This is a genomic window from Roseateles agri (genome assembly GCF_034043675.1).
Lineage (GTDB): Bacteria > Pseudomonadota > Gammaproteobacteria > Burkholderiales > Burkholderiaceae_C > KK5.
Genome location: NZ_JAXCLA010000008.1, coordinates 355326 through 375613 on the forward strand (window position 1 = coordinate 355326; position 20288 = coordinate 375613).

Annotated in this window: 16 protein-coding genes; 7 read left to right on the forward strand and 9 right to left on the reverse strand. The window is 68.3% G+C overall.

Going from position 1 to position 20288, the window contains the following annotated elements; all coding sequences use genetic code 11:
• Positions 1-21: 21 nt before the first annotated feature.
• From SNE35_RS24420 to SNE35_RS24435, 4 genes are all read right to left on the reverse strand, one after another.
• Complete coding sequence (locus tag SNE35_RS24420; protein ID WP_320425627.1) at positions 22-2544, reverse strand: TonB-dependent receptor plug domain-containing protein; 2523 nt, start codon at positions 2542-2544, stop codon at positions 22-24.
• A 67-nt stretch (positions 2545-2611) separates the two neighbouring features.
• On the reverse strand, positions 2612-3043 hold the full coding sequence (locus tag SNE35_RS24425; RefSeq protein WP_320425628.1) for an ExbD/TolR family protein: 432 nt from the start codon (positions 3041-3043) through the stop codon (positions 2612-2614).
• A 1-nt stretch (position 3044) separates the two neighbouring features.
• A complete protein-coding gene (locus tag SNE35_RS24430; RefSeq protein WP_320425629.1) occupies positions 3045-3824 on the reverse strand; it encodes a MotA/TolQ/ExbB proton channel family protein in 780 nt (259 codons plus the stop codon).
• Positions 3825-3850: 26 nt separating this feature from the next.
• Entirely contained in the window at positions 3851-4591 is a 741-nt protein-coding gene (locus SNE35_RS24435; RefSeq protein WP_320425630.1) for a TonB family protein, read from the reverse strand.
• Positions 4592-4965: 374 nt separating this feature from the next.
• Between SNE35_RS24435 and SNE35_RS24440 the strand changes: the two genes are divergently transcribed.
• The 5 genes from SNE35_RS24440 to SNE35_RS24460 all read left to right on the forward strand — a co-directional run bounded on the left by SNE35_RS24440 (position 4966) and on the right by SNE35_RS24460 (position 11757).
• Positions 4966-6174 carry a JmjC domain-containing protein gene (locus tag SNE35_RS24440; RefSeq protein ID WP_320425631.1) on the forward strand — a complete coding sequence of 403 codons (1209 nt, stop codon included), beginning with the start codon at positions 4966-4968 and terminating at the stop codon, positions 6172-6174.
• A gap of 178 nt (positions 6175-6352) precedes the next feature.
• Positions 6353-7918, forward strand: a complete 1566-nt coding sequence (locus tag SNE35_RS24445; protein WP_320425632.1) for an ABC transporter substrate-binding protein — start codon at positions 6353-6355, stop codon at positions 7916-7918.
• Positions 7915-9210, forward strand: coding sequence for an FAD-dependent oxidoreductase (locus SNE35_RS24450; protein WP_320425633.1), 1296 nt, complete (start codon positions 7915-7917; stop codon positions 9208-9210). The genes SNE35_RS24445 and SNE35_RS24450 overlap by 4 nt, the downstream gene beginning before the upstream one ends.
• The gene (locus tag SNE35_RS24455; RefSeq protein WP_320425634.1) at positions 9207-10475 is read left to right on the forward strand and encodes an MFS transporter; all 1269 of its coding nucleotides are present in this window, start codon (positions 9207-9209) and stop codon (positions 10473-10475) included. The genes SNE35_RS24450 and SNE35_RS24455 overlap by 4 nt, the downstream gene beginning before the upstream one ends.
• 19 nt (positions 10476-10494) lie before the next feature.
• Positions 10495-11757, forward strand: coding sequence for an acyl-CoA dehydrogenase family protein (locus tag SNE35_RS24460; RefSeq protein WP_320425635.1), 1263 nt, complete (start codon positions 10495-10497; stop codon positions 11755-11757).
• Positions 11758-11772: 15 nt separating this feature from the next.
• Here SNE35_RS24460 and SNE35_RS24465 read toward each other — a convergent pair whose 3' ends face one another.
• A complete protein-coding gene (locus tag SNE35_RS24465) occupies positions 11773-13533 on the reverse strand; it encodes an ABC transporter ATP-binding protein (RefSeq protein ID WP_320425636.1) in 1761 nt (586 codons plus the stop codon).
• Positions 13530-15386, reverse strand: a complete 1857-nt coding sequence (locus tag SNE35_RS24470) for an ABC transporter ATP-binding protein (protein WP_320425637.1) — start codon at positions 15384-15386, stop codon at positions 13530-13532. Before SNE35_RS24470 ends, SNE35_RS24465 begins: the two co-directional genes overlap by 4 nt.
• 213 nt (positions 15387-15599) lie before the next feature.
• On the opposite strand from SNE35_RS24470, the gene SNE35_RS24475 reads away from it, so the two are divergent.
• On the forward strand, positions 15600-16178 hold the full coding sequence (locus SNE35_RS24475) for an NAD(P)H-dependent oxidoreductase (RefSeq protein ID WP_320425638.1): 579 nt from the start codon (positions 15600-15602) through the stop codon (positions 16176-16178).
• Positions 16179-16751: 573 nt separating this feature from the next.
• Here the strand turns inward: SNE35_RS24475 and SNE35_RS24480 are convergent.
• Positions 16752-17606: a LysR family transcriptional regulator gene (locus SNE35_RS24480; RefSeq protein WP_320425639.1), complete on the reverse strand. Its 855-nt coding sequence runs from the start codon at positions 17604-17606 to the stop codon at positions 16752-16754.
• Between the two features lie 108 nt (positions 17607-17714).
• On the opposite strand from SNE35_RS24480, the gene SNE35_RS24485 reads away from it, so the two are divergent.
• Entirely contained in the window at positions 17715-18299 is a 585-nt protein-coding gene (locus tag SNE35_RS24485) for a DUF4865 family protein (protein ID WP_320425640.1), read from the forward strand.
• A gap of 361 nt (positions 18300-18660) precedes the next feature.
• Here SNE35_RS24485 and SNE35_RS24490 read toward each other — a convergent pair whose 3' ends face one another.
• Positions 18661-19641 carry a PEP-CTERM sorting domain-containing protein gene (locus SNE35_RS24490; protein WP_320425641.1) on the reverse strand — a complete coding sequence of 327 codons (981 nt, stop codon included), beginning with the start codon at positions 19639-19641 and terminating at the stop codon, positions 18661-18663.
• 62 nt (positions 19642-19703) lie between these two features.
• Positions 19704-19886 carry a PEP-CTERM sorting domain-containing protein gene (locus tag SNE35_RS32125; RefSeq protein ID WP_431312789.1) on the reverse strand — a complete coding sequence of 61 codons (183 nt, stop codon included), beginning with the start codon at positions 19884-19886 and terminating at the stop codon, positions 19704-19706.
• Positions 19887-20288 lie beyond the last annotated feature (402 nt).

The window sequence follows — 20288 nt, forward strand, 5'->3', positions numbered from 1 at the left end:
TCATGTCTCCTTCTTGCCTGCTCACCAGGTGATGTCGGCGCGGGCGTAGTAGTAGCCGCCGTCGACGCCATAGGGCGAGAACCAGCTGTAGTTGGGCCGGCCGACCGGGAAGCTGTAGTACTTGACCGCCTCGTCGTTCAGCTGCTCGGGCCGCTTGTTGAACAGGTTGTTGGCGCCGACGGTCAGCTTCAGGTTGCTGCGCACCCAGTAGCCCACGCTGGCGTCGACGATGAAGGCCGGCTTCACGTATTCGTCGCGGTTCGCCGCCACCGCGTTGCGGCCGATGACGCCCGAGTAGTGGGTGACCTTGACGTTGCTTTCCCAATCGCCGAGCGTCCAGTTGGCCGAGCCGGCGATCGTGTTCTTCGGATAGGCATCGGTCAGCCGGCCGATGACCGAGCGGCCGATCAAGGTGGCGCCAGTGCCAGCGAGCTGAGCCGGATCGGCCACGATGCTGTCCACGCTGGTCTTGATGTGATTGGCCAGCAGCGTCCACTTGATGCGGCCGTACTCCTGCAGCCGCGTCACGTGGTCGACGACGATGTCCAGGCCGCGCGTCGTCGTGTCGCCGCCGTTGAGGTAGAAGGTGACGTTCTGGTTGGCGCTGAGGCCCGCCGCAGTCAGCACCTTGCCGACCTGCACCGACTGCAGCGTGTTGGACAGCAGGATCCGGTCGCGGATCTTGATCTGGTAGGCGTCGGCGGAGATCGTCGTGTCGGCGGCCGGCTTCCAGACCGCGCCCAGGCTGATGTTGTTGGAGCGCTCCGGCGTGAGCGGCTGCGCTCCGAGCGCCTTGGCCGCCGCGTCATAGGCCGGCACCGAGCGGCTGAAGCTCTGAGTCAGCGCACCGGTGATCGAGTTCGTCGAGTAGGCGCCCAGGACGTTGGTGAAGTACTTCTGCTGCAAGGTGGGCGCGCTGAAGCCGTTGTTGACGGTGCCGCGCAGCGCCAGCGTCTCGGTGAGCTGGTAGCGGGTGGAGAGCTTGCCGCTGGTGGTGCTGCCGACGTCGCTGTACTTCTCGTAGCGGATCGCACCGCTCACGTCCCAGGCCGCCGTCAGCGCCTGCGACACGTCGACCCAGACCGACTTGTTAGTGCGCGCATAGGTACCGCTGACATCTGGCGAGTAGCCCGCGAAGCCCGCCGCGCCCGGGTTGGGCTTGATCCCGGCCCAGGGGCTGCCGGCCGGGTAGACCCAGCTGCCGTCGGCATAGGACTCGTACTGCCCCGGCGTCTGCTTGAACACCGTGCGGCGGTACTCGGTGCCCGCCGAAACGATCAGCGGCTTGGCGAAGACGCCGGTAGCGAACTTGCGCGTCACGTCGAGGTTGCTGGTCCACTCGTTGTAGATCAGGTGGCCGAGGTCGAAGTTGTGCGGGCTGTCCGGGCCCAGGGTCGGGTTGATCGTGTCCTCGTTGCGCGAGTTGGCGTCATCGTGGGCATAGGAGCTGCTCAGGTCCCAGTCCCAGCCGGCCACGTCGGTGCCCTTGACGCCGAAGGTGCTCTGGTAGTCCTTGTCGTTGACGATGAACTTGGGCAGGAAGCCATCGGGGTAGACGCTCTCGATGTTCTGCTGCGCATTGGCCGTGCGGAAGGTGCCCCAGCCGTTGGCGTGCCGGTTGCTCACGGTCGAGAAGGAGTACAGCGTGACCTTGTCGCTGACCGGCAGCTCGGCGTTGTAGGCCAGGTTCAAGGTCTCCTGGCGCGGCCGGCCGAGGATCTGGCGGAAGCGCGACTTTCTGGTCTCGCGCGGGTCCGGAGCGCCGTTGACCGGGAAGTAGATGCTGCGCGAGCCGGGGTCGCTGCCGTAGGGCACGGCGCCGGCGACGTTGGTGGCGTCCTGGTGCACGTAGGACAGACTCAGCGAGGCGAAGCCGCCGTTCGAGCCGAGCTTCAGCCCCTGGTTCAGGAACACGTCGCGGGTGTCGCCGTACAAGCCCTGGTCGCCCACGGTGCTCATGTAGCGGCCGCCCAGCACCGCGGCCGAGCCGCCGCTGTCGTTGCGCTTCAGGATCACGTTGATGACGCCGGCGATCGCGTCGGAGCCGTACTGCGCGGCCGCGCCGTCGCGCAGGATCTCGACGCGCTCGATCGCGCTGACCGGGATCAGGTCCAGGTCGGTGCCGGCCGGGCCGAGACCCGAGATGATGGCCGCCGAGATGTGGCGGCGCTTGCCGTTGACGAGCACCAGCACATTGGTGCCGCCCAGGCCCCGCAGCGTGGCGGTGCTGACGGCCAGGCCGATCTGGCCCTTGAAGCCTGCGGTCTCGGTATAGGACGGCGCCAGCGCTTCCAGCGCCTCGCGCAGATTCTGCTTGCCGACGCTGGCAAGCGCCTCGGCGCCGATGACGTCGATCGGCGACAGGCTCTCAGCCACCGCGCGGGCCTCGCCGCGCGCGCCGGTGGTGACGACGACGTCCTGCACCTTGGCGCTGGCGGCATCGCCCTGCGCCTGTGCCGGCGTGGCGGCACTCAGTGCGAGTCCCAGGCCCGCCGCGAGCATGGCAGCGGCTGCGGCGACGGGGGAATGACGGAATTCAGGCATGAAGGTCCCTCTCGCGTCCGCTTGCGCGGCGCGTTCCTCTGTTTTTTGGGTGAGATGAAGTAACTGTTCAGTTCGGTGGTGTCTCGGACACCAGTGCGATGCGCGAGTAGCCGGCATCGGTCACCTGCCCCATCGTCTTGACGACGAGGCCGTAACTGAGCTTCTGGTCGCCGCGCAGGTGCACACGCCGTTCCTTGTCGCCACCGGTATGGCGGGCCAGCGCGGCGACGAGACTGCCGCCGTCCACTGCGTCCTGGTTCACGTAGACCTGGCCCTGCGCGTCGATCGTGACGACGACCGGCGGCAGCGGCTCGGTCAGCGGCTTCGCGTTGGATTTCGGCAGGTCCACCTTGACGCCGCTGGCGGCCAGTTGCGAGGCCACCATGAAGACGATCAACAGGACCAGCATCACGTCCACCAGCGGCGTCACATTGATGTCGCTGACGACCGGCGGCGCGGCGCCGGGCACGCCGCCGCGGCTGTTGATGTTGACGGCCATGTCAGGCTCCTTGCGCGGCGAGCGCTACCGGAGCGCTGCGGTGCGCACGGACCGGCGACGGCTGTTCGGCCAGCGACACATGCTCGCCCGACTCCAGCGCGCGCGACAGGTGCACTTCCAGAAGCCCGATCAGCGTGGCCAATTGGCTGGCGTAGGAACCCAGGCCGCGCGATGCGCGGTTGTACGAGACCACCGCCGGGATCGCGGCGATCAGGCCCAGCGCTGTGGCGAACAGCGCTTCCGCGATACCGGGTGCGACGACGGTGAGGCTTGTGTCGTTGGAGGCCGCAATGCCCTGGAAGGAATTCATGATCCCCCACACGGTGCCGAACAGGCCGATGAACGGCGCCACCGAGCCGATCGTCGCCAGCACCAACAGGCCGCGCTGCAGGTGCTCCACCTCGACGCCGCTGGCGATCTGCGCGATGCGCGCGAGCCGCTCTTTGATGCCGTTGCGGCCGGACTCGCTCTGGTGCAGGCGCTGCTCGTGCGAGGTCTTCCACTCGCCCAGCACGGCGTCGTGCACGCGGGCGATCGGATCCTTGTCACGCTCGGCCTGTTGCGCAAAAGCCTCCAGCGACTTGCGGCTGCCGGCGGCGGCCAGCCAGTGGCCGGCCAGTCGGCGCAGGCGGCGGAACTGCAGCAGCTTGTCGGCGGTGACGGCCCAGCTCGCCAGCGAGGCCAGCCCCAGGCCGACGATGATCGTCTTGACGATCGGGTCGGCATGCAGGAACAGCTCCCACGGGGCCAGCGAGGCGGCGACGTTCGGTACGGTACTCATCGGTGATTCTCCTGAAGATCGATCGATCAAGTGATGCGGAAGACGATGGCGCCGGACAGCAGGTAGAGGCTGCCGCCCAGCTCGGGCAATCGGGGGAACGGCGCGGCCGCCTTGATGGCCTCGCGAGCTGCCTCGTCCAGCGCCGGCGTGCCGGAGGGGACGATCTCGAAGTGGACCAACTGGCCGTTCTGGCTCAAGGTCAGCAGGTAGCCGACACGGCCTTCCTGGCGGCGGCGCTTGGCCGCCTCGGGATAGGCGGTGCTGCGGTTGATCTGCGCGAAGACCTGGTTCAGGTACTCGGCCGGGATCTGCGCGGACTCGATCACCTTCGGCGGCGCCGGCGCGGCCGGAGCCTGGGCCACCGGCGGCGGAGCTGGCGGCGGCAGCACCGGCGTGGCGGGCGGCGCGGGCGGTGGGGTGTAGGTCTCGGCTTGCGCGGCGGGTGCGTCCACCGTCTTGGGCTGAGGCTGCGGCGGAGTCGGTGCGGGCTTGGGCGGCACCGGTGTATCGACCAGGCGCTTGACCGGCGGCGGCGGTGGTGGCTCGACCGGTTTGGGTTCGGGCGGGCGCTCGATCGTCAGCTCGATCGTCCGCGCCTTCTCCAGTACAGGGCGCACCTGATGGGCCAGCGAGATCAGACCGATGGCCAGCAGCACATGGACGCCGATGGAAGCCAGGCCGCCGGGGCTGCGCAAGAGGCTGCGCGGCCGGGCGGAGGCCGGGTGGAACCAGGCTGGCGCGATCGGAGGGCTTGTGAGGGCGGTCATGGTGATGGGTTTGTCGGCGTGCTTTCCTGCCATCGAAATAGCAGCAGCCGTGCCACCCTGAAACGGTCTTCACGCCGGATGCGCCGCGCTCCGCTGCTGCTGCAGCAGCAGGCGCGCGAATCAACCACCGGCGGTGCGCACGCAGCAATGCGGCGCGTGAATCGGGGCGCGCCGATGCCGCTTGCCGTAGCCAGCGAATATCGATGCGCGCTGGACGCATGAAGGCGTGCTGCTGCGGGCCACCGCTGCGCTGCGTGCATGCGCGCTGCGGGCCAGCACGACTGCTTCGTTTGCAGCAGCCGTGCTCCGCTCAAGCCAGCAGGCGAGCGGGGTCGCCATGCACCGATTGGCACGATCGTCGCTACCGCCAGGGCATGACGACCAACGCTCCCTCGCCCGCCACCCTGCTCGCCGGGCTCGATGCCAACGCGCTGTGGGCCCGCGGCTGGCCGCAGCGCCACTTCCTTGTGGAAGACGCGCTGACGCGCCTGCCCGCGCTGCTGCAGGACTTCGCCGCACAGCCGATCCAGGCGCTGTTCGACCGCTACCGCGGCCGGCTCTCGTTCGGCCGCGGCGCGCGCAGCGTGCAGTCGCTGGACAGCGCGGCCCACCCGGCCCATCTGTTCGCGATGGGCCTCACCGTCTACCTGCACGACCTGACGCCGTGGTTCGCGGAGTTGCCCGCACTGCTGCTGCAAATGGAGCAGCAGTTGCTGCTGCCCAAAGGCAGCGCGCGCATCACCGCATTCGCCTCGCCGCAGGGCGACGGCCTGCCGGCCCACTTCGATGGCGAGGACGTCATATCGATCCAGCTGCAGGGCAGGAAGCGATTCCGCGTGGCGCCGGTAGCCGGCCTGCCCGCGCCGCTGGGCCCGCAGTTCGGACCCGGCATGCTGCCGGCGGACGAGCTGTACCCGCAGTGCCCCGAGGGCTTCCCCAACGACATCCCGGCCGATGCCGAGGTGATCACGATGCGGCCGGGCTCGATCCTCTTCCTGCCACGCGGCATCTGGCACCAGACGCTGGCGCTGGAGGACAGCCTGTCGCTGAGCCTCGTGCTGCGCACGCCGACGCTGGCCGACGCCTTGCTGCGCGAGCTGCGGCCGCTGTTGCTGGCGGACCCGGCTTGGCGCCGCCCTCTGCACGGCGCGACCGCGCCCGACAGTGCGCAGGGCAGCGATCTGCTGAAGCAGGCCGGCGCGCTGCTGGACCGGCTGCCGGCGCTGGCGGCGCAGCTCTCGGCCGCGGCGCTGCTGCGGACCGATGACGAGCAGCGCCTGCAGCAGATCGACGCCCGTACGCGCTTCCAGCGCATCCCCGGCGCCAGCCTGGACCTGGAGCCAGCGGCGCCGGGCGCGCTGACCCTGACCGTGCGCGCACGCGATGCGGACTGGATCGAGCGCACGACGCTGCAACGGCCGGTAGGCGCCGCGCTGGCGCCGGCACTGCGCTGGCTCTCGGCGCGCGACGCAGCATTCGACCTGGCGACCCTGCAACGCGAGGTGCCCGGGCTGCGCGCCGACAGCGGGCCGCCGCTGCTCGCGGGCCTGGTGCAGGCGGGGCTCCTGAAGCTGTTGAGCTAGAGGCAGGCTGCTGCAATCGCAGCAGCACGCTGACCGCCGCTTTCCAGGCCTGCTGCTGCATCACAAGCGAAGGCGCGGCGCAAGTGCTCGAAAGCGGGCACCTGCCGTGCGCCGCTGCTGGCCGCGCAGCAGCAACCGCCTTGGCACGATGGCTGCAAGTCGAAGCCGCATGAGCTCGATGAACCGAAGGCAATTCACCGCCGCACTCGCCGCCCTGCCCGCCTGGTCCGCGCACGGAGTTGCCGCCAGCGGCACCGGCACCTTGGTGATGGCCCAGGCCTCGGAGCCGCAGTCGCTGACCAACGCGCTGTCCACCGAGGGCAATATCTACGCGATCTCCAGCAAGCTGTTCGACGGGCTGCTGAGCTTCGGTGCGGACGGCAAGCCGCAGCCGCGCTTGGCGACCCACTGGGAGCAGAGCGCCGACGGCCTGCGCCTGACGCTGAAGCTGCGGCCGGGCGTGCGCTGGCACGATGGCAAGCCCTTCGGCGCGGCGGACGTGGCCTGGTCTGTCGACGAGGTCTGGAAGAAGTACAACGCGCGCGGCCGCACGACCTTCGCCACCGTCGAGCGCGTCGACGTGCCCGACCCGCTGACGGCCGTGCTGCGGCTGTCAAAGCCCGCGCCCTACCTGCTCAGCGCGCTCAGCTCGATCGAATCGCAGGTGCTGCCGCGCCACCTGTACGAGGGCAGCAACCCGCTCCTGAACCCGCGCAATGCCGCGCCCATCGGCAACGGGCCGTTCCGCTTCGTCAGCCGGCAGCGTGGCAGCCAGATCGTGCTGGAGCGCAATCCGGACTACTGGGACGCCGGCCGCCCGCAGATCTCGCGGCTGGTGTTCCGCACGGTGCCCGACGCGGCGAGCGTCGCAGCGGCGCTGGAGACCGGCGAGGTGCAGCTCGGCGCCGTCGCGCTGGCCGACGTGGCGCGCCTGAAGGCCAACCCGGCGCTGCAGGTGACCGAGATCGACGAGCCCTACACCTGCTCCGTCAACGCGCTGGAGTTCAACCTCGACCGGCCCGTCTTCCGAGACCCGCGGGTGCGCCAGGCCTTCGCCCATGCGATCGACCGCGGCTTCATCCTAAAGAACATCTATCACGGCCACGGCGCGGTCGCGGACTCGCCGATCCCGCCGGCACTGCGCGAGTTCTACAGCCGCGACGTGCCGCTCTACGCCTTCGACCCGGCGCGTGCCGATGCGCTGCTCGACGCCGCCGGCCTGCCTCGCAACGCTCAGGGCACGCGGCTGACCTTGAAGCTCGACCCGACGCCGGCGGCCGAGAGTGTTCAAGTGGCGCAGTACATCCGCAGCGCGCTGGCGCGGGTGGGCGTCAAGCTCGAAGTGCGCAACCAGGACTTCGCCGAGTTCGTCAACCGCATCTACACGCGGCGCGATTTCGACACGGCCGTGATCGGTGGCAACTCGGGGCCCGACCCGGCCATCGGCACCCAGCGCTGGTACTGGTCGCGCAACTACCAGCCGGGCGTGGCTTTCTCCAACGGCACGCACTACGCCAGCGCCGAGATGGATCGCGCGCTCGAAGGCGCGCAGACGGAGCTTGACCCGGCCCGCCGCCGCCAGCTCTACCTGCAGTTCCAGCGCCTGGCGCAGACGGACCTGCCGCGCATCCCGCTGATCGCGGCCACGCGCGTCGTCGTCAGCAACCGGCGGCTGCGCAACTTCATCAACTCGGCCGAAGGGCTGTACGGCAATTTCGCCGACGCAACGATCCAGCCGGCATGAGTAAGACGAGATCCCTGCGCATCGCCATCGTCGGCGGCGGTCCCGGCGGGCTGACGCTCGCACAAGGCCTGCTACGGCAGGGCCTGGCCGTCACCGTCTACGAGAAGTCCGCGGTACGTGACGACTATGTGCAGGGCTTTCGCCTGCGCATCCGCGAGCGCGGCATCCAGGCGCTGCGCCAGTGCCTGCCGTCGCCGCTGTACGACGCCTTCGAGGCGACCGTCGGCCGCTCGCCGAAAGCCTCCGTGCAGCTCGACGAGCAATTGCGTCCGCTTGAGAACACGGCATCCCCGCCGCCGCTGCCCGGCGACGTGGACGATGCGCACACCGGCAAGTCGGTGAGCCGCATCACGCTGCGCCAGGTGCTGCTCAGCGGGCTCGGCGAGGCGCAGCTGCGCATCGGTGCCGAGTTCAGCTCGTATGCGCACCAGCCCGACGGCAGCGTGCGCCTGCACTTCGTCGATGGCACCACGGCCGAGGCGGACGTGCTCGTCGGCGCCGACGGCGCCGGCTCCCGCGTGCGCCAGCAACTGCTGCCGCAGGCCCGCCTGTTCGACACCGGCGGGCGCCGGCTGGCCGGCAAGATCAGTCTGCAGCAGGCCGATGCGCTGGGGCTGCCGCCGCTGTTCTTTGAGAAGCAGATCGGCATCCGCCCGCGCAACGGACACGGCCACGGCCTGTCGATCAGCGCGCACCGCGTGGACGCCGCGGCCCAGCGCGCGCACGGCCTGATCGGTGCCGACGACGCGAGCCATGCAGGTATCGGCGGCCTCCACTTCAGCAACACGACCAGCTACCTGTGGTGGAACACCGCCTTCCGCAAGGACGAGCTGGCACCGGACGAGGTGCTGGAGCGCGCGTCGCCGCACCGGCTGCTGGAGCTGCTGGAGAGCCACCTGCGCGGTTGGCACCCCGACCTGCTGACCTTGCTGCGGCACAGCCACCCATCGACGGTGGCACTGCTGAAGGTACGTTCGTCGGAGCCGCCCGAGCCTTGGACCACCGGACCGGTCACCTTGCTCGGCGATGCGATCCACGCGATGACCTATTCCCGCGCGCTGGGCGGCAACACGGCGATCCAGGATGCCGGCGTACTGGCCCGCGAGCTGGGCCTGGCGCAGCGCGGCGACAAGCCGCTGCTGCAGGCCTTGGCTGACTACGAGCGGGAGATGCGCGACTACGGCTACGCCGCGGTGCGGCTCTCGCTGCAGGCGCTGGAGCGCAGCCTCGGTCGCAGCCTGGAGCCGGTGCCGCGCGCGACCTGGCGGCTGCCCGCCGCGCTGCAGTCATGAGCCGCGGCCTGCTGGCGATCTGGCGCGCCAACTTCACGCCGCTGCGCGAGCGGCCGGTCCGCATCTACCTGTCCGGCCAGGCGGTGTCGATGGTGGGCACCTTCCTGCAGTCGACGGCGCTGGGCCTGACGGTCTACCGCCTCTCCGGCGGCGTGGCCTCGTCGCTGGGCCTGCTGTCGATCTGCCTGGCGCTGCCAGTGCTGTTGCTGAGCCCGTTCAGCGGCGTGCTGGCAGACCGCTTCGCGCGCCGCCGCCTGCTGCTGGGCTGCCATGCGGTGCAGATGGGCGTGGCGCTCGCGCTGGCGCTGCTGAGCCACACCGGCACGCTGGCGCTGTGGCAGATCTACAGCCTCGCGCTGCTGCTCGGCTGCACGCAGTCGGTGTACTTCCCGGCGCAGCAGGCGCTGCTGTTCGACCTGGCCGGCCGCGGCGAGATCCGCAAGCTGATCGCAATCAACTCGATGGTGCTGAACATCGCGCGCACCAGCGGGCCGGCGCTGGCCGCCTGGATGATCGCGCGCTGGGGCGTGGCGATGGCCTTCCTGCAGAACGGCCTGTCCTTTCTCGCGGTGATGGCCTCGTTGCTGGCGTTGTCGAGCCTGCGCTCCTCGGCCCACGAGGCAGGTCCGGAAACGCTCGGCGCAGCCCAGGCATTGCGTCGCGTGGCCGGCGACGTACGGCTGCGCAACCTGTTCCTGACTGTTGCGATCCTGCAGATGTTCGGGCTGGCGATGCTGCAGCTGGTGCCGGCGCTGACCGGCGGCGATGCGCGCGCGACCGGACTGATCCTCGCCTCGGCCGGGGCGGGCTCGCTCTGCTACGCCTTCCTGCTGTCGCCCTTTGTCACGCGGCTCTCGCGGATCGCGCCGCTGCTGTCGCTGTCGCTCGTGTGGATGGGCGGCTGGCTGCTGGCCATGGCGCAGAGCGGCGCCCTGCCGGTGCGCATGCTGGCGATGTTCATGGCGGGCCTCGCCACCTCGCTGGCGATGGTGGGCAGCACCGGGACCATGCAGTTCGTCGTGCCGGCGGGCATGCGCGGGCGGCTGATGGGCCTCTTCAATGTCGTCGGCATGGGCCTGCAGCCGTTCGCGGTGATGGCCGTGAGCGCGCTGGCGGACCGCATCGGTGCCACATCGGCGGTCTCGCTGGCGGGCATCGCCGCGATGCTGTTGCCGCTGCTGATGCTGACCGACCGCCGCTGGTCGCTGTGGGAGCTGGAGCCCGCCACGGCAGCACCGGCGACTGCCGCTCTTTCGAATACCTGACCGAACCCGGGAACCCAAGATGTCCGTCCAATTTGCCGAATCGTTTCCAGCCGCCAACGATGCCGTTGCGCCCCCGCCGCGCCGCAGCCGCGAGGAGATCCTGGCCGGCCTGCCCGCCATCGCAGCCGAGATCGCCGCAGGCGCGGTGCAGCGCGAGCTGAACCGAGAATTGCCCTTCGAGGTGTTCCGCCGCCTGCGCGAGACCGGCCTGACCTGGCTGCGCGTGCCCCGCTCGCTCGGCGGCCCGGGCGGCACGCTGGCCGACCAGGTCGAGATCACCTGCACGCTGGCCGCGGCCGACTCGAACGTGGCCCATGCGCTGCGCGGGCATTTCGGCTTCATCGAGTCGATCGCCCTCGATCCGCAGGCGCCGGCCAGCCGCAAATGGGTCGACGAGGTGCTGGCGGGCAAGCTGTTCGGCGGCGCGAATATGGAGATCGGCACGCCGCGCCCGAACATGCTGCGCACGACCTTGCTGAAGGACGGCGACCGCTACCGCCTGAACGGCCGCAAGTGGTACGCCACCGGCGCGATCTATGCCGACTACACAAGCTTCAGCGCGCTCGACGAAGACGGGCAAATGACCGGCTGCCTGGTGCCGGCCGACCGCGCCGGCGTGCGCATCAATGACGACTGGGACGGTATGGGCCAGCGGCTCACCGCCAGCGGCGGGGTGGAGCTGGACAACGTCGAGGTCTGGCCGCACGAGGTCAGCGTGCGCCGCAGCACCAATCCCTTCATGCGCCGCCATGGCGCGGCGCGCGCGCAACTGCACCTGGTGGCGGTGATCGGCGGCATCGTCCGCAACGTGCTGGCCGACGCGACCGCCTACGTGCAGCGGAGCGCCCGCTCGGCCAAGCACAGCGCTTCGGAGACCGCGGCGGGCGACCACTTCGTGCAGCAGGCGGTCGGCGACATCGCCGCCGCCTCGCATGCGATCGACACGCTGATCGCCGATGCGGCCCGCAACCTGGACGTTTCCGCCGCCGCCATCACCGCCGGCGTGCTGGACCACGCGGCGCTGGACGCGCTGGTGATGCGCAGTGCGCTGGCCCAGTCGAAGACGCAGATCATCGTCGGCCGCATGGCGATCCAGGCGGCCGAGCAGATGTTCGACACTGGCGGCGGTTCGGCCACCGCGCGCAAGTACGACTTCGACCGGCACTGGCGCAACATCCGCACGATCCTGAACCACAACCCGATCAAGCTGCGCGGGCGGGTGATCGGGGACTACGTGCTGAACGGCGCGCGCGCGGACTTCGACGAAGGCCGCGTCTTCTAGGCACCAGCCCGCAGATCAGTGCCCCGCGACCATGCGGGCGTACCGCCCGCCGCGCGTCATCAGCTCGGCGTGGCTGCCGGACTCCAGCACCCGGCCCTGGCCCAGCACGAATATCCTGTCCGCCTCGCGCACCGTCGACAGGCGGTGCGCAACGATGATCGTCGTGCGCCCGGCGCTGAGCACGCGCAGCGCGTGCTGGATGTCCTGCTCGGTGAAGCTGTCGATATTGGCCGTCGCCTCGTCGAGGATCAGCACGGCCGGGTCGGCGAGCAGCGTGCGGGCGAAGCTGAGCAGCTGACGCTGGCCGATCGACAGGTTGCGGCCGCGTTGGCCGAGCTGCGTGTCGTAGCCCTGCGGCAGCCGGCTGATGAAGTCGTGCGCCCTCACCTGCCGCGCCACCTGCTCGATCTGCTCGCGCGTGGCACCGGGCAGGCCGTAGCCGATGTTGTCGGCCACGCTGCCGCTGAACAGGAAGGGCTCCTGCTGCACCATGCCGATCGCGCGGCCGAGCGTCGCCGACGAGAGCTCGCGCACGTCGCAGCCGCCCAGCAGGACCTGACCCACCTGCACGTCGTGGAAGCGGCGGATCAGTGAGGTGATGCTGGTCTTGCCGGAGCCGGTGGGGCCGACCAGCGCGATCGTCTGGCCCGCTTCGATACGCAGGTCGAGATCGCGCAACACATCGTGCCCCTCGCGGTAGCCGAAACGCACGCCGCGCAGTTCGATCGACGGCTCCAGCGCCTGTGGATCCAGCGTGCCGCTGCCATGCGCCAGGCCGCCGGGCATGTCCAGCACCTCGAAGATGCGCTGGCCGGCGGCCATCGCCCGCTGCATCACCGTGTACTGCATCGACAGCGTGCGGATCGGCTCGAAGAAGCGCTGCACGTAGAAGATGAAGGCCACCATCACGCCGACGCCCAGGCTCCCCTGCAGCACGTGCGCTCCCCCCAGCACGACGACCAGGGCCAGCGCCAGGCCGGTCAGCACATCCACCGCCGGCACCATCAACTGCGAGGCGCGCGACGAGGCCAGTTGCGCCTGCAGGTGCTCCTCCGCCAGCCCGCCATAACGCGCCAGGTTGACGGACTCGCGCCGCGTCTCCTGCACCGTGCGTATGCCGTTGATGTTCTCGGCCAGCGCGGCGTTGACGGTGGAAGAGGCCTCGCGCGCCCGCGCAAAAACGCGGCGAGCCCAGGGCATCCAGCGGGCGCGGATCAGCACCAGCGCCGGCAGCACCGCCAGGGTCATCAGGCCCAGCTGCCAATCCATGCACAGCAGCACGATCACGATGCCCAGCAACAGGAACAGGTCGCCGATGGCCGACACCGAGTTCTCGAGGAAGTCCTGCAGCGCGCCGACGTCGCCCTGCAGCCGTGCCATCAGCTTGCCGACCTGCGAGTCCTCCAGCCGCGCCAGCGGCACGTCCTGCAGGTGCGCGTACATCGCGCGGCGCAGCTCGAAGATCACGCGTTGCGCCAGCCGCGCCGCCGTCCATTCCTGCAGGAAGCCGAACACCGCGTTGGCGCCGAGCAGCAGCAGGAAGACGGCCATCACCACCGGCAGCCGCGCCGGCGCGCCAAGCGCGCTGTCCACGGCCGCGCGGACCGCCGCTGGTATCGCCACCTGCGCGGCGGTGTAGAGGCCGATGCACAGCAGCGCCCACCAGGCCGCACTGCGGTGGCGGGCGAGCAGGCCCAGCAGTCGCGAGGCGGTATTGCCGTCGAAGCTCGCGAACACATGGTCGCGCTCGGTCATCGAAACCGTACCGGCGCTCATGCCGCCACCTCGTCAATCGTCTTCGCATCGCCGCTCTGCTGCATCGCCCACAGCGCCGCATAGGCGCCGCCGCGGTTCAGCAGCCCGGCATGGCTGCCGCGTTCGGCGATGCGGCCGCGCTCCAGCACCAGGATCTCGTCGGCATGGGCCAGCGCCGCCAGCCGGTGCGCGATGACGACCACGCCGCAGCCGCGCAGCGATTCACGCAGCGATTCGCGCAGGCGCAGCTCGGTCAAGGTGTCGATGGCCGAGCTGGCGTCGTCGAGCACCAGGATCTTCGGCTTGGCCGCGAGCGCGCGGGCGATCGTCACCCGCTGGCGCTGGCCGCCGGACAGCGCCGCGCCGCGCTCTCCGACGCGGCTGCCGTAGCCGCCCGGCAATTGCTCGATCTGCTCATGCACCTGCGCTGTGGCCGCGGCGCCGCGGGCGCGGCCGCTGCAGGCCTGCGGATCGGCGTAGACGATGTTGTCGTGCACCGAGCCGTCGAACAGGAAGGCCTCCTGCTGCACCAGCGCCACCTGGCGGCGCAGCGAGGCGAGCGTCAGGCCGCGCAGGTCGTGGCCATCGATCGTGATGCGGCCGGCGGCCGGATCGTGCAGCCGCGGAATGAGCTGCGCCAGCGTGGACTTGCCGCTGCCCGGCGCGCCGACGATGCCCAGCACGCGGCCCGGCCGCAGCTCGAAGCTGATGCCGACGAGCCGGGCCGGCCCGCCGTCCGGCGCGAAGCTGACGTTCTCGAAGCGCAGTACGCCCGGGCCCGGGGCCAAGTCTTGCGCGCCCGGTGCGTCGCGCACCGCCGGCTCGGCGTCGAGCACGGCGAAGAGCCGCGCGCCGGCGCCGCTGGCCCGCGCGCTGGCGTTGACGATCATGCCCACCTGGCGGACCGGCTGCTGCAGCAAGGTCATGAAGGCCAGGCATTCGCTGAGCATGCCCACGCTGAGCGAGCCCGCCGCCACCCGCTGCCCGCCGACCCACAGCACCGCGGCCATCGCGAGATAAAAGGCCAGGTTCATCTGGCTCATCGCCGACATGCGCAGCGTGATCCGCTGGTTCGAGAGCCGCAGCGCCGCGTCGGCATCGCGGTCGAAGCGCGTCAGCTCCTGCGCGCGGGCGTCGAACGCACGCACGACGCGCTGCCCCTGCAGGTTCTCCTCCATCGACAGCGTCAGCGCCGACATCATCTGCTGCAGCTTCTGCCAGCTCAGGCGCAGCAGGATGCCCATGCGCGCCGCGCGCCAGACGACGAAAGGCGTGAAGCTCAGCGCCAGCAGCCCCAGCTCCAGATCGCTGCCCAGCAGGCGCCACACGCCCAGGCCCAGCAGCAGGCTCAGCGAGATCACCCGCAGCGCGCCGGTCTCCAGGAAGCCGCGCACGCCCTCCAGGTCCAGCATGCCGCGGGTGATCAGGTCACCCGAATGGTTGGCATCGTGGAAGGCGGCGCTAAGCTGCTGCAGCTTGTCGAAGAAGGCCAGCCGCAGGTCATTGCCGACACGGTGCGCGATCGCCTCGCCGAAATAGCCCTGCAGCCCGGTCAAGGTGCCGCGCGCCGCCGCCGCGCCGACCAGCAGCCCCGCCAGCGGCCACAGCGAGGGCGCCGCGGCCGAACCGACGCGCAGGTGGTTGACCTGATCGACCGCGCGGCCCAGCAGCATCGGCAGCAGCAGGTTCAGCGCCGCCGAGCCGAACGCGCAGGCGACCGCCGCGGCGCACAGCCGGCGGTAGCGCAGCGCCAAGCCGGCGAGCCGCGCCAGGATGCGCGGCATCGCGCGGAAATCGAGCCGGCCGAGCGACTGGGCGCTGAGCGAATGGGGGACGGGGCGGGAGGCGGAATGGGCGGCTGTCGTGGTGTTCATCGGTGACGGGCAGTGCAAGCGGCATGCCACGGGCGGCAGCCTACGCTGCCGGGGTCAAGCCTCCATTGCCGTGCTGTTGCGCCAGCAGCAGCGCGGCGATCACAGCATCGGTTGCCTGTTCCGCAGCAACAGGAACCACCATGTGCCCGGCGCAAGGGCCTGGCACGGTCCCTGCGAAGTCCGCCTGGTCATCGCATCCGCCGGAGCCCTCCCATGACCCGCATCGTCGCCCTCAGTGGCAGCCTGAGCCGTCCCTCGCGCACCCGCGCCCTGGTCGAACTGATCGCCGGACACGCCGCCGCCGGCCTGCCGGCGCAGGTCGAGGTGATCGACATCGCCGAGCTGGCGCCAGCGCTCGGCAATGCACTGGTGCCCGGCGACCTGCCGCCCGCCGTGGCTGCCGCACAGCGCACGCTGGCCGCGGCCGACCTGATCATCATCGGCTCGCCGGTCTACAAGGGCTCGTACAGCGGCCTGCTGAAGCACTTCCTCGACCTGGTCGATCCGGGCCTGTTGTCGGGCAAGGTGGCCATCCTCGCCGCCACCGGCGGCAGCGACCGCCACGCGCTGGTGCTCGATCACCAGTGGCGGCCGCTGGCGAGCTTCTTCGAGCTGGTGACGGCGCCCTCTGGCTTGTTCGTCAAGGACAGCGATTTCGTCCAGTACCAACTGCCCTCCGACCACCACGAGGTGTTGGCACGCGTCAACCTGGTCGTCGCTCAGGCACATCGCCTGCTGCGTGTGACACCGACAACGCGCAAGGTGACGGCCACAGTCGCACTGGCAGCGTAGCTATTGAACCGACGTTATCGCCGTGTGAGTCCATGAGCACATCCCAATCGATGATCGGGGGAAGGCGCTCATAAGCATCAGCGGAATGCTTCGTTGGGGCCACACGACTTGGCAGGTATCGTTCACGTCACGAGTTCCACAGCCGCAGACGTAGTGCGGCTCGGAGCGGGTAGTTTGTCTCCTACCTTCAACGGTAATTTGCGCCTTCACGGGGTATCCCCGCGAAGGCGTTTTTTTGCGCGCGCACCAAGCTCGCAAAGGCACCAGTATCCGGGCGCCATCGCATTCGCTGGCTATCAACAAGCTTGACCGTCCATTCGAGTGGTGGACTGTCTGAACAACATGCCACACAGGGCGACTTGGTGCTCAAGATGCAACAGCCGGCATCAGCTCTTGCTCTGAAACCGGACCCTGAACTGCGTCATCTCACAAAAGCTCACCTGCTGCTCTCAGGAGCCATCGAATAGAGGTCGTCTCAGCGCAGCGCGCTCCTCATTCAATCCGGTGATGCGACCGAGAATGCCGGCGGCATCGTGCACAGATGCGGGCGCGTGGGACGAGAGGCTTTTAGACTTAGCGCCCCCCGGTCGCTCGAATCGCGGACACGAGCGCTCGAATGGCCCTGCGGGTGTGCTTATCGGTCAGATGGGTGTGCATCACGATACTCCTGGTGGGCAGCGATGGAAGTCCCAGGCGAGGCCCCACGTCGATCGCTCCGGCAGGTGCCACGCGACGCCCCAGGGCCGCAACAGCCAATCCGGCCAGAACTGCAGCGCCGATTGTCGCCACTCCTCCCCCGCCGAAAGCCTCGATCCAGGGCACTCCAGCGGCATCGAGTGCTCCGACCGCCATGGCTCGGATGCTGCATGGTGGGGGCTGGACAGCGAGGCGCAGCGCCTCCCCGCTTCGAAGTTCGAATTCTGGCAAGGCAAACCAACCAAAGGCCTCCTCGAGAACGACGTCGCCGTCCTCGCGCCGCATGTCGTGTCGCAGCACGATCGCCACATCCAGAGCGTTCTCGTCGAAGGCCTGAAGCAATTCGCGAGACGATGCGATGCGCACGTCCAGAGCCAAGGCCGGTTCGGTATGGCCAACGCTGCGCAACAGTTGAGGCAATTCGGCGCCCACCACATGGTGGCTGATGCCGATCAGAAGCCGCTGGCGTTTGGGCGCGAATGAGTCCAATGCGGCCTGGTGGGCGGTCAGCAGAGCACGGGCGGAGCCCAGTAGTGCAGCTCCGTCGGCAGACAGCCTCACGTGTCGCGGCGTGCGTTCCAGCAGTTTGCGACCAAGGCCGTCTTCAAGGCGCTTGATCCTCAGACTCACCGCCGGCTGCGTCGTGCCTAGCAGTTCCGCTGCTCGCGTGAAGCTCTGGAACTCGGAGGTCACAACGAAGGCATGCACTGCCTCAATGTCCAAGAACTTCATGCCGCCAACCATTTCAAGATCGAATTACTGAAATGTGTTTGATTCTATTTTCCAATCATAGACGCTTGTCTATCGTGACCGCACCGACACCAACGATGAGCTCGAGCGATGCTTCTTGTGCACTATCTCCACCGATTGCCGACCGACTATGAACTGAGCATCCTCCGCAAGCGAGCCAAAGAACGTGGCCCCGTTTGGGATGCAGCTCCCGACCTCTACTTCAAGGCGTTTTTGCTGCGCACTTCCGGCCAGCATGGCGCCCGCGAAACCAGCTATTCGTCGCTCTATCTCTGGCGCGGCGATCAAGCCTTCGCAAACTTTCTGCTGAGCGGTCGCTACGGCCACGTCACCCGAAGTTTCGGGCGGGCAGGCATCGACGCCCACGTCGTGCTGGCCGCTCGCCCAGGCCGTGGACACGGCGCGCGCTTCTTGATCGAAGAGACGGTCCACATTGGTGGTGACGTCGATCTGGAAAGGGTTCTTGCGCAAGAACCGGAACTCACTCGCGCAGCAGCTGCGCTACCTGGGACCGTCGCTGCTGTCAGCGCAGTTGATACGCAGCGCTGGTGTCTCAAGCGATACCGGCTCGCCGAGGATCTGGAGGTGCCGCAAGAGACCGGAGCGCTCGTGTACGAAGTGGCGCACCTATCCCAGCCCCTTCTTCATAGCCTGCAGGTGGAGGGCTTGACGTGAGCCGCGCCACATTCGCCTGCTGCCACCTGGCAGCTGTGCTGATTCTTGCGATAGCGGTAGGCACACTGGCTGCCGAACTCGCTTTGTTGCTGAGCCGCTTCAACCCATGATTGAGACGCCCGTGGCGCCTTATTCACGACCGCGAAGGCCTCGTGCCCGAACACCCGGACGGAGTGTGCGCGCCCCTCCAGATCGACATCTGTTGCGGCCACGCGGTGCCCCCAGGCCTCCAGAAAATCAACTACCCAGTCATCTTTGGAGACCTTCCTGCACGCATGCCCGCCTCTCTGCCAGACTACCTAATTACTTGGTGAGACACGTCCGCCTCCGCACCTCCGCGCCGTCCGAATCCTCCGACGCGTCAATTGGGTTCGAGTTCCATCCTTCGCCTGATGAACAATGCCGCGATACCAAGCCCGGCTAGCGCCAGGGTCCCGGGTTCAGGCACGGGGTCCGCCGCCAGCGGATAGATCGTCCCCGACTCAGCAGAAATGGTGATGTTCGGAATGAGCTTGCCAGTCATGTCATAGGCTTGAATCGAAGTCAGTACCGCGGTGTTGGCGAAGTTGGCCAACGCGCTTCCCGTGTACGTCGTCTCAGAATAGGCCGCCGAAATCCCTGTGGCCGCATACACGTTGGTGATGAATTGGAGATCCAGCGGCCTGTCGAAATAAAAAGGCAGCGTGCCAGCCAAGGTCACAATCCGTGAGCCGAACACTTGGTCGCTGACAGCCCTGCCGGTCTCGGTGTCGTCCCCATCAGGATGCGCGAATGAATTCACCTCGGTGGTGAGCCACGCGTTGCTGCTGTAGTTGGGACCGCTGCCACTCACGGTAGTCAAGCCATCGACCGTGAACGTCAATTGCAGATTCGCTCTGCCAACGCCGCCTCCGATGGTCAAGGTGTCTACTGCAATGCCCGTGGCACCGGCCGACGTATTGAAGCCGGCCGTGTTGTAGGCATATGCCCCAGCGATCAGGACCTGCGCAGAGCCGTGAAACACGCCGTAGCCCTGAATCACCGAGGCGCGATTGGCCGAGCCGTCGGGGAAATGCGCCTCAGCTCCAGCTTCACCCACGCTGCTGCTGTTGTCTTGATTGAAGCATCGCGATGACCCCTGTCCCGCCCCATCGTAGTGGCAGACGGACGCGGCAGCCGACAAGGCTGGCATAGCGCTGGCGTAGGGCGCCATCCAAAGACTGGCGCAGATAAGGGTGGTTCCAGCAAATGATCGATCCAATTTTCGATGGTGAAGTGACATGGTTGAAGCTCCTGGGAAAATCAAGGTTGGCAGGCTGCCCGCTCGTTTGTCGATCAAGCAGACACCGTCGATACCGCCCATGCGGTACGCGCGAGCGACGCGGCACTCGCTACTTGTTGAACGACGTTCAGGGCCTCGAACGGTCAACGCCGCGATCTGCCTGAAGTGCGGCGACGCAGGTTCACATCGAGCACTGCAAGGCCGCTGAAAAGCAACGCATAGGTCGCAGGCTCGGGGACGGCCTGCACGCTGGGCGTTGAGATGGATGGACAAGAATTTCTCCTTGAATGTGAAAGGGTGATCTGCCACCGGCCCGTACTCGACATCCCGCGTCGGCTGACGCAGCGCGGGAATGCCACCTTCTGCCCTACTGCACGACTTCCTTGGAGAAATCTGGACAGTTGCAAGCGTCCGCTTCAGGATTTCTTTTGGTCTGCACATCTCTAGGCGTTGCCTCAGCGACGGACTGAAACCGAAGAACCGGCACGCAGATAAATTCCTGGGCCCCTGTCCGGCGTACGCGTCGTACGTCGTTCATTGAGGTATCCGCCGCTGAGCGTGCTCAGCAGGATCACTTCATAACGGGGATGTCATGCTCGATCCAGTCTGCCTTGCAGCGCCTTCCCAAGATTTGCGGATTCGCCGTCTCTTCCCCGCTCGCAACCGGATGAGGTTGCGGCAGGCCGTCTGCTGGGCTGTTCTCTGCTCGGCACCGACAGGCGTGTTGG

Coding starts and splice junctions, on each gene's coding strand:
- SNE35_RS24420 (WP_320425627.1), bottom strand. CDS start 2,544: ATGCCTGAATTCCGTCATTCCCCCGTCGCCGCAGCCGCTGCCATGCTC.
- SNE35_RS24425 (WP_320425628.1), bottom strand. CDS start 3,043: ATGGCCGTCAACATCAACAGCCGCGGCGGCGTGCCCGGCGCCGCGCCG.
- SNE35_RS24430 (WP_320425629.1), bottom strand. CDS start 3,824: ATGAGTACCGTACCGAACGTCGCCGCCTCGCTGGCCCCGTGGGAGCTG.
- SNE35_RS24435 (WP_320425630.1), bottom strand. CDS start 4,591: ATGACCGCCCTCACAAGCCCTCCGATCGCGCCAGCCTGGTTCCACCCG.
- SNE35_RS24440 (WP_320425631.1), top strand. CDS start 4,966: ATGACGACCAACGCTCCCTCGCCCGCCACCCTGCTCGCCGGGCTCGAT.
- SNE35_RS24445 (WP_320425632.1), top strand. CDS start 6,353: ATGAACCGAAGGCAATTCACCGCCGCACTCGCCGCCCTGCCCGCCTGG.
- SNE35_RS24450 (WP_320425633.1), top strand. CDS start 7,915: ATGAGTAAGACGAGATCCCTGCGCATCGCCATCGTCGGCGGCGGTCCC.
- SNE35_RS24455 (WP_320425634.1), top strand. CDS start 9,207: ATGAGCCGCGGCCTGCTGGCGATCTGGCGCGCCAACTTCACGCCGCTG.
- SNE35_RS24460 (WP_320425635.1), top strand. CDS start 10,495: ATGTCCGTCCAATTTGCCGAATCGTTTCCAGCCGCCAACGATGCCGTT.
- SNE35_RS24465 (WP_320425636.1), bottom strand. CDS start 13,533: ATGAGCGCCGGTACGGTTTCGATGACCGAGCGCGACCATGTGTTCGCG.
- SNE35_RS24470 (WP_320425637.1), bottom strand. CDS start 15,386: ATGAACACCACGACAGCCGCCCATTCCGCCTCCCGCCCCGTCCCCCAT.
- SNE35_RS24475 (WP_320425638.1), top strand. CDS start 15,600: ATGACCCGCATCGTCGCCCTCAGTGGCAGCCTGAGCCGTCCCTCGCGC.
- SNE35_RS24480 (WP_320425639.1), bottom strand. CDS start 17,606: ATGAAGTTCTTGGACATTGAGGCAGTGCATGCCTTCGTTGTGACCTCC.
- SNE35_RS24485 (WP_320425640.1), top strand. CDS start 17,715: ATGCTTCTTGTGCACTATCTCCACCGATTGCCGACCGACTATGAACTG.
- SNE35_RS24490 (WP_320425641.1), bottom strand. CDS start 19,641: ATGGGCGGTATCGACGGTGTCTGCTTGATCGACAAACGAGCGGGCAGC.
- SNE35_RS32125 (WP_431312789.1), bottom strand. CDS start 19,886: ATGTCGAGTACGGGCCGGTGGCAGATCACCCTTTCACATTCAAGGAGA.